Below are 7,632 nucleotides of genomic sequence, written 5' to 3'. Positions count from 1 at the left end.
GGCTGAGGCTGACCGCGCTGGCCAGGGTGTGGACGAGGCGACGGCCGCCGCGGAAGCAGAGGCTGCCCGTGATGGCCGGGGTGTGAACGAGCCGGTTGCTGAGGCGCAGGCTGAGGCTGACCGCGCTGGCCAGGGTGTGGACGAGGCGACGGCCGCCGCGGAAGCAGAGGCTGCCCGTGATGGCCAGGGTGTGGACGAGGCGACGGCCGATGCGGGGACTGAGGCCGACCGGGTTGCGGATGAGCCTGTAACCGACGTTCAAGCTGAGACGAACCGCGATGGCCAGGGTGTGGATGAGCCGACGGTCGGCGCGCAGGCTGAGGCTGACGGCCGGAATCAGGCTGGGCCGGATCAGCAGCTCCAGCGGGAGCAGGCTGAGCTCATCCGGAACGAGCCTGAGGTCAACGGGTCGCAGCGGGATCAGCAAGAGCAGAACGGTCAAGGACCCGAGGCAGGGCAGGACCAGCAAGGTGGTGGGGAGGCGGAGACTGCCAGCCTGCCGACCGGCGGTGACCTGCGTGAGGCGGCAAAGGTACGCGAGGCGCCGTTGGACGCCCATCTGGCTGATGCACGGGCTCGCGAGGGGGAGATGAAGAAGGCCGAGGGGAACGGTCAGCAGACGGCATCCTCGATCACCGACGCGGACATGGCCAAGCTCGACGCGCTCACCCACGAGGGCGTAGCCGGCCACACCGAACGCCCACGCGACGACCGCCAGCTCCAGCCGGCAGGACAGGGAGGCCGCACCCCCGGCGCGCAGCACCAACAGGCCACCCAGACCACCCCCCAGCAGGACCCGGAGCGAAGCCGCTCCTGACCCAGCCCTCCCGGCTCCCGCTGCGTGAACCCGGCCCCGATGCGGGGGCGGGGTTCACACAGCGCCCGAGCCCGGCGACGGCCGTCACGACCTGCGAAACAGCCACCTGCGATGGCACCCGCGGGCAGCAGCACCCTGCGGCGGTGCCCACGAGGCGGCTACCCGCGGCGGCGCCTGCGGGGCAGCCACCCTGCGATGGCGCCCGCAGGGCAGCCACCTGCGGCGGCGCCCGCGAGGCTGGCGTCTGTGGCTAGTAGACGATCGCCTGTGCTGAGTCCTGGAGGATTTCTTCTGTGAAAGCCGGGGCGCCGGCAATACGGGTCCCCGGATGGAAGTCTGCCTCGGTGAGGTCCCGGCGTTTGGCGCACTGGGTGCAGGCGGTGAGGGTGCCTCCGGCCAGGACTGCCGCTAGGAGGTCTGCCAAGGGTGCGGCGTGGGGGAGGTCGAATGCCTCGGCTCTGCCGGGGACGGCGAACCAGACTGCTTCGCCGGTGAGCCAGAGGGAGACGGTGGCGCCGGAGGCGACCGCGGTGGCGGCTACCGTGAAGGCCTGGTTGGCGCGTTCGGGTTCTTCGGCGCCTGCGGTCAGCTTGATCACCAGCGTGCGGGACATCACGCCACCGTAGCCGAGGGCCCCGGCGGGCATCCCCTAGACTGGTGAACGTGCTGCATGTCATCTTCACGACCCTGCTGGTCCTGGTCAGTGTGTTCATGGCCTGGTTCTCGGCGTTCGTCGTCTACCGGCTGTACCGCGGCCGCAGCGCGAACTGATCCGGGCACCCTCCGATGGCCTTCGAGATTCCGCAGGACCTGCACCCCGACCTGATCCCGCTCGCCTGGCTGCTCGGCCGGTGGGAGGGCCGCGGGCACGGCGACTACCCGACGATCGAGAAGTTCGAGTTCGGGCAGCAGATCGACTTCAGCCACAACGGCAAGCCGTACCTGCACTACGTCAGCCAGACCTACGTGGTCGGCGAGGACGGCACCAAGCAGCGTCCGCTGGCGGTGGAGACCGGCTTCTGGCGGCCCAAGCCGGACAACAAGCTCGAGGTCGTGCTCGCGCACCCGACCGGGTTCGCGGAGATCTGGTACGGCGAGATCGACGGCGCCAAGGTCGAGATGCAGACCGACGTGATCGCCCGGACGGCGACCGCCAAGGAGGTCGCCGCCGGCCACCGCCTCTACGGCCTGGTCAAGGGCGAGCTGCTCTGGGCGTACGACATGGCCGCCGAAGGCCAGCCGCTCCAGCCGCACCTGTGGGCGACGCTCGTCCGGAGCTAGCTCTCCGACACCCAGCTGTACTCGACCTTCGGCCGGCCGCTGCGCCCGTCGTAGCGCTGGGTGCGTAGCGCCTGCTGCTGGTCGGCCAGGTGCTCCAGGTACCGCCGCGCGGTGATGCGTGACGTGCCGAGCTCGGCCGCGACCTCCTCGGCCGTCCATCCCTCGCGGTTGCCGAGCAGCTGGACCACCCGGTCGAGCACCGACCCGGCCAGCCCCTTCGGCACCGACGAAACAGTTGCCGGATGCAACAAACGGTCGACCTCGTCCTGATCGGCGACGACCTGACCGGCCTCGGCCGCCCGACGTTGACGCGCGTACGCCGACAGCCGGTCCCGCAAAGTCTCGAAGGCAAAGGGCTTCAGCACGTACTGCACCACGCCGATCCGAGCAGCGGCCTGTACGGCCGAGACCTCCCGAGCAGACGTCACCGCCACCACGTCCGTGACGTTGCCCAAGGCACGCATCCGCCGTACGACGTCCAGCCCGTGCCCGTCCGGAAGGTTCATGTCGAGCAGCACCAGGTCGACCTGGCCGTGCGAAAGCACGGACAAAGCCCGGGCCGCGGTCCCGGCGATCCCGACGCACGTGAAGCCCGGAAGACGATCCACGTAAGTACGGTGTGCTTCCGCGGCCACCGGATCGTCTTCCACCACCAGAACCCTCAAGAGATCAGGCACTCGCACTCACCGCCCGCGGCAGCCGCACGCGTACGGTCAGTGCGGGGATCTCGTCCAGCTCGGAGTCCGGGTCGACCATCAACGTCCCTTGCCAACGCTCGACCGTGCTGCGGACCAGCACCAGTCCGAGGCCGTGTCCTGGCTCGTTCTTCGTCGTCCAGCCGCGCTCGAACATCCGCGCCAGCTCCACCGACCCGAGCTCGGCGCCGGTGTTCGTCACCGCCAGGTCGATCGCGTCCGGCGTCGTACCGGCCTTCAGCTCGACCCTCCGAGGCGCGGGCCCGCTGCGTGCCGCCTCGATCGCGTTGTCGAGCAGGTTCCCGACCACGGTGACGACGTCCTGCGCGGGCAGCCGGGTGTTGAGCGCCTCCGAGCCGAGCTCCAGCGTCAGCAGTACGCCGCGTTCCTGCGCCTGCGACAACTTCGCCAGCAGCAGCGACGCGAGCACCGGGTCGCCAACAGTGCCGACCACCCGGTCCGTCATCGCCTGCGCGAACTGCAGCTCCGACACCGCGAACTCCCGCGCCCGTTCCGGCCGGCCGATCTCGATCAGGCTGACCACCGTGTGCAGCCGGTTCGAGGCCTCGTGGTTCTGCGCCTCCAGCGACTCGGCCAGACTCCGGACCGCGTCCAGCTCACCGAGCAGCGCCTGCAGCTGGGTGTGGTCCCGCAGCGTCACGATCCGCCCCGAGCGCGCCGGCTGCTGGTTCACCACGACCACTCCACAAGCGCCGAGGTGCAGTTCGTCGTACGCCGTACGCCCGGCCTTCAACAGGTCGGACAACGCGACCGGCAGGTGCAGCTCCTCCACGGGAGTCCCGGCGGGGATCGCCTGGAGGCCGAGCAGCCGCCGCGCCTCCTCGTTGACCAGCTGGATCCGCCCTTCGGCGTCGATCAGCAGCAGGCCTTCGCGGGCGGCCCGCAGTACGCCCTGGTAGAAGTCGAGCATCCAGGCGAGCGTCTGCGTCCCCATCCCGCGGGTCGCGCGCCGGACCCGCCAGGCGACCAGCGCGTTGCCCGCGATCGCCACGCCGAGCATCAGGCTGGCGATGCCGAGCATGGCCCGGGTCTCGGTGCGCAGCAGCTCGTCCCAGCCGGGTGGTTCGAGACCGGCCGCCGCGGCGTCCCGGTCGGCCTGCGAGCGGGCCCGGCTGGCCAGCGTGATCCAGACCATCACGATCAGCACCGCGACCGTGCCGGTCTGCAGCCAGAGCACCTGGCGCCGCAGCTCCCACGGCCGACGTTTCATGCCGACATTCTGCACACCAGCGCCGCCACTGGTAGTGCGCGGCATCTGTTCGCCTTCGTCCGACGGTTCGCCGCGCGCCGAAGTGTGGGTGCGGTCCGCGAACGATATGAACGAAATGCGCAGTTGTCCTGTGCGTCACGTCACAGTTACTCAGAACCGCCCGGAACCAGCTCTGCCGGCCAAGGAGCCACGTATGTCGACGACCGACCCCCGTCCCACCCCGGTGCGCAACGACCGGACCCACTTCCTCTACATCGCCGTGATCGCCGCCGTCGCCCTCGGGATCGGCGTCGGCCTGCTGTTCCCGGACTTCGCGATCGAGCTGAAACCGCTCGGCACCGGGTTCGTGAACCTGATCAAGATGATGATCAGCCCGATCATCTTCTGCACGCTGGTGCTCGGCATCGGCTCGGTCCGCCAGGCCGCGAGCGTCGGCAAGGTCGGCGGGCTCGCGCTGATCTACTTCATCGTGATGTCGACCGTCGCGCTGGCGATCGGCCTGGTCGTCGGCAACCTGGTCCAGCCGGGCTCCGGTCTCAACCTGACCGACAAGCTCCGCGAGACCGGCCAGAGCCAGGTGGGTACGGCGCACGAGACCACCACCGACTTCATCCTCGGCATCATCCCGAAGACGATCGTCTCGGCGCTGACCGAGGGCGAGGTGCTGCAGACCGTCTTCGTCGCGCTGCTGGTCGGCTTCGCGCTGCAGGCGCTGGGCACCAAGGGCCAGCCGATCCTGACCGGGATCGGGCACCTGCAGCGGCTGGTCTTCAAGGTGCTGGCGATGATCATGTGGGCCGCCCCGATCGGTGCCTTCGGCGCGATCGCCGCGGTGGTCGGCGCGGCCGGCGGGGAGGCGCTGATCAGCCTGCTCAAGATCATGCTGGCCTTCTACATCACCTGCCTGCTGTTCGTGATCGTTGTCCTGGGCACCATTCTTCGGGTGGTCACCGGGCTGTCGATCTTCCCGCTGCTGCGCTACCTCGGCCGCGAGTTCCTGCTGATCGTGTCCACGTCGTCGTCGGAGACCGCCCTGCCCCGGCTGATCGGCAAGATGGAGCACCTCGGCGTCTCCAAGAGCGTTGTCGGCATCACCGTCCCGACCGGCTACTCGTTCAACCTGGACGGCACCGCGATCTACCTGACGATGGCGTCGCTGTTCATCGCCGAGGCGATGGACCAGCCGTTCTCGATCGGGCAGCAGATCTCGCTGCTGGCGTTCATGATCATCGCCTCGAAGGGTGCCGCCGGGGTCACCGGCGCCGGCCTGGCCACGCTGGCCGGTGGTCTGCAGTCGCACCGCCCGGAGCTGGTCGACGGCGTCGGCCTGATCGTCGGCATCGACCGGTTCATGTCCGAGGCCCGCGCGCTGACGAACTTCGCCGGCAACGCGGTCGCCACGATCCTGGTCGGTCACTGGGTCGGCGAGCTCGACCGGGAGCAGGTCAAGCAGGTCTTCGCCGGTGAGGATCCGTTCGACGAGGCTGCCTTCGCTGCCGGGGACACCCATGCGGGCGACGTACCGGAAGCTGTCACGACAGGTCCTGAGACTCAGGACCGTACTCACTAGTCCACCTGTCCCACCCCTCAGCCAGCGCCCGTCAGCCACAGATGACGGGCGCTGGTGCCGTTACTGGCCGTTGAGGACCTCGACCACGGGCGCCAGCTCCTCCAGGTACGCCGAGTTCACACTGATGTACGACGCCCCGAGCACCTCGCGCCGCCGCAGCAGCTCGTCCGCCATCTGCCGCGGACCACCAGGCAGCAGCATCAGCGAATCGGTCGCCCGCAACGCCTCCGGCTCCACCCCGGTCGCCATCTTCGTCCACGGCGGCAGCTGGCCGTCCCCGGCCGCGAACAGGTTCAGCGCCAGCTCGATGGAGTCGGCCCGATCTCCGGCCAGCGCGCGCAGGTCGTCCGCGAGCTGGATCACCCCGGCCCGCGGCGTCATCGCGCCCTTCGCGATCGAGACCACGTCGGCCCGCTCGGCTGCCAGCGCCAGCGACTTCGGTCCGCCCGCGGCCATGATCACCGGCGTGTGACGGTCGCCGTCCAGCTCGGCCAGGTGGTCGAGCGTCTCGCGTACCTGCTGCAGCCGTTCCGCACCCGTCCCGTACGGCAGCCCGAGCTTCTCGGCGAACTTGTCCGTCCCGGGCCGCCCGGTGCCGATCCCGAACTCGAACCGCCCGTTGGTCAGCACGGTCAGCGTGTGCGCGTCCCAGGCGGCGGCGTACGGCGTGCGCATCGGCACGGCCGCGACGAACGTGCCGACGCGGATGTCGGCCACCGCGGCCGCCATCGCCAGCGACGGGAACGGCGACAGCAGCTGCAGCCCGTCGGGCATCAGGACCGTCGAGTACCCGAGCTCCGCGGCCCGTCGTACGGTCTTCGTCCACTGGTCCGGGTCGCCGTCGGCCGGCGTGGCCACGATGCCGAACCGGAAGCGCTTGTCTGTCATCGTCCTGTCCTCTCCGAGTCGTACCTCCAGCGTCGTCGTCAGGGTGGTTGTCCACATCCCACGACGGGAGGCGTTCGGCGTACGCCGCGCGACGTACGCTGGTGACATGTCACTGAAGCGCAGCCCCTTGCTGGACCTGCCCGCGGCGGTCGAGGCCGACGGCCTGGACGCCGGAGTCGCGGCGCACTACGGCTCGGACCTGCGCGAGCAACGGGCTCTGGCGGCGGGCGAGGGGTACGTCGACCTCTCCCACCGGGACGTGGTCACGATCAGCGGGCCGGACCGGCTCACCTGGCTGCACGCGCTCACGACGCAGTACTTCGAGGGACTCCAGGCCGGTACGTCGACGACGGCGCTGCTGCTGTCCCCGACCGGTCACGTCGAGCACGCGATGTACGGCGTCGACGACGGCGAGACCTTCTGGCTGCACACCGAGCCGGGCGCCGCCGCGGCGCTGGTCGAGTGGCTGCAGAAGATGGTGTTCATGTCGCGCGTCGAGATCACCGACGTCACCGACCGGTTCGCGATCGTGTGGCGTCCGGGTGCGGCACCGGCCGAAGGCCCGCTGACGCGGTCGGGCGGCGACTCCCTCGGTGGGTACGAGGTGTTCCTGCCGCGCGAGGAGCTTTCGGCGTACGCCGAGCCGGCGGGTCCGCCGGCCGGCGTCTGGGCGTACGAGGCGCTGCGGATCGAGGCCGGTCACCCGCGGTTCGGCCTCGACACCGACGAGCGCGCGATCCCGAACGAGCTGGGCTGGCTCGGCCTCGGCGTCCACCTGGACAAGGGCTGCTACCGCGGCCAGGAGACGGTCGCCCGGGTGCACAACCTGGGTCGCCCGCCGCGTCGGCTCGTCCGGCTGCACCTCGACGGCTCGGTCGACCACCTGCCGCAGCACGGGTACGCCGTACGGATGGGTGAGAAGCAGGTCGGGTTCGTTGGTTCTGCCGCGCGGCACCACGAGCTGGGGCCGATCGCGCTGGCGCTGGTGAAGCGTTCGGTGGACAGCGAGACCGAGCTGCAGGTCGTGGCCGAGGACCAGCCGACGGTGACCGCGACCCAGGAGCTGATCGTCGACCCGGAGGTCGGGCTGCACGTGCGCAGCCGGCTGTGAGCGGGATCATCCCCAACTGAGCTTTTTGCTCCTGACTTC

Annotated in this window: 9 protein-coding genes; 4 read left to right on the top strand and 5 right to left on the bottom strand. The window is 70.0% G+C overall.

The features are described from left to right. The coding region (locus ACLQ2O_RS19585) for a hypothetical protein (RefSeq protein WP_425833311.1) at nucleotides 1-442 on the bottom strand (442 nt) is incomplete at its 3' end. 147 nt (nucleotides 443-589) lie between these two features. Here ACLQ2O_RS19585 and ACLQ2O_RS19580 point away from each other — a divergent pair. After that, nucleotides 590-817, top strand: coding sequence for a hypothetical protein (locus ACLQ2O_RS19580; protein WP_425833309.1), 228 nt, complete (start codon nucleotides 590-592; stop codon nucleotides 815-817). Between the two features lie 250 nt (nucleotides 818-1,067). Here ACLQ2O_RS19580 and ACLQ2O_RS19575 read toward each other — a convergent pair whose 3' ends face one another. Then, nucleotides 1,068-1,430, bottom strand: coding sequence for a DsrE family protein (locus ACLQ2O_RS19575; protein WP_425833307.1), 363 nt, complete (start codon nucleotides 1,428-1,430; stop codon nucleotides 1,068-1,070). 173 nt (nucleotides 1,431-1,603) lie between these two features. Here ACLQ2O_RS19575 and ACLQ2O_RS19570 point away from each other — a divergent pair, with 173 nt between their 5' ends. After that, nucleotides 1,604-2,098, top strand: a complete 495-nt coding sequence (locus ACLQ2O_RS19570) for an FABP family protein (RefSeq protein WP_425833305.1) — start codon at nucleotides 1,604-1,606, stop codon at nucleotides 2,096-2,098. Here ACLQ2O_RS19570 and ACLQ2O_RS19565 read toward each other — a convergent pair. Together ACLQ2O_RS19565 and ACLQ2O_RS19560 are read right to left on the bottom strand one after the other, a co-directional pair. Then, nucleotides 2,095-2,748 (bottom strand): response regulator, encoded by a 654-nt coding sequence (locus ACLQ2O_RS19565; RefSeq protein WP_425833303.1) that lies wholly within the window; start codon nucleotides 2,746-2,748, stop codon nucleotides 2,095-2,097. The genes ACLQ2O_RS19570 and ACLQ2O_RS19565 overlap by 4 nt on opposite strands. A 19-nt stretch (nucleotides 2,749-2,767) precedes the next feature. Then, the gene (locus ACLQ2O_RS19560) at nucleotides 2,768-4,024 is read right to left on the bottom strand and encodes a sensor histidine kinase (RefSeq protein ID WP_425833300.1); all 1,257 of its coding nucleotides are present in this window, start codon (nucleotides 4,022-4,024) and stop codon (nucleotides 2,768-2,770) included. 193 nt (nucleotides 4,025-4,217) lie between these two features. On the opposite strand from ACLQ2O_RS19560, the gene ACLQ2O_RS19555 reads away from it, so the two are divergent. Beyond that, on the top strand, nucleotides 4,218-5,594 hold the full coding sequence (locus ACLQ2O_RS19555; RefSeq protein WP_425833298.1) for a cation:dicarboxylate symporter family transporter: 1,377 nt from the start codon (nucleotides 4,218-4,220) through the stop codon (nucleotides 5,592-5,594). A 60-nt stretch (nucleotides 5,595-5,654) separates the two neighbouring features. Here the strand turns inward: ACLQ2O_RS19555 and ACLQ2O_RS19550 are convergent, their stop codons facing one another. Further along, the gene (locus tag ACLQ2O_RS19550) at nucleotides 5,655-6,482 is read right to left on the bottom strand and encodes an LLM class flavin-dependent oxidoreductase (RefSeq protein WP_425833296.1); all 828 of its coding nucleotides are present in this window, start codon (nucleotides 6,480-6,482) and stop codon (nucleotides 5,655-5,657) included. Between the two features lie 106 nt (nucleotides 6,483-6,588). On the opposite strand from ACLQ2O_RS19550, the gene ACLQ2O_RS19545 reads away from it, so the two are divergent. Next, nucleotides 6,589-7,593 (top strand): YgfZ/GcvT domain-containing protein, encoded by a 1,005-nt coding sequence (locus tag ACLQ2O_RS19545; RefSeq protein WP_425833294.1) that lies wholly within the window; start codon nucleotides 6,589-6,591, stop codon nucleotides 7,591-7,593. The last annotated feature ends 39 nt before the right edge of the window (nucleotides 7,594-7,632 follow it).

The organism is Kribbella sp. DT2 (genome assembly GCF_049844575.1).
GTDB lineage: Bacteria > Actinomycetota > Actinomycetes > Propionibacteriales > Kribbellaceae > Kribbella.
Note: the sequence above shows the minus strand (reverse complement) of the source record. Positions and strands in the feature narration are given on the sequence as shown.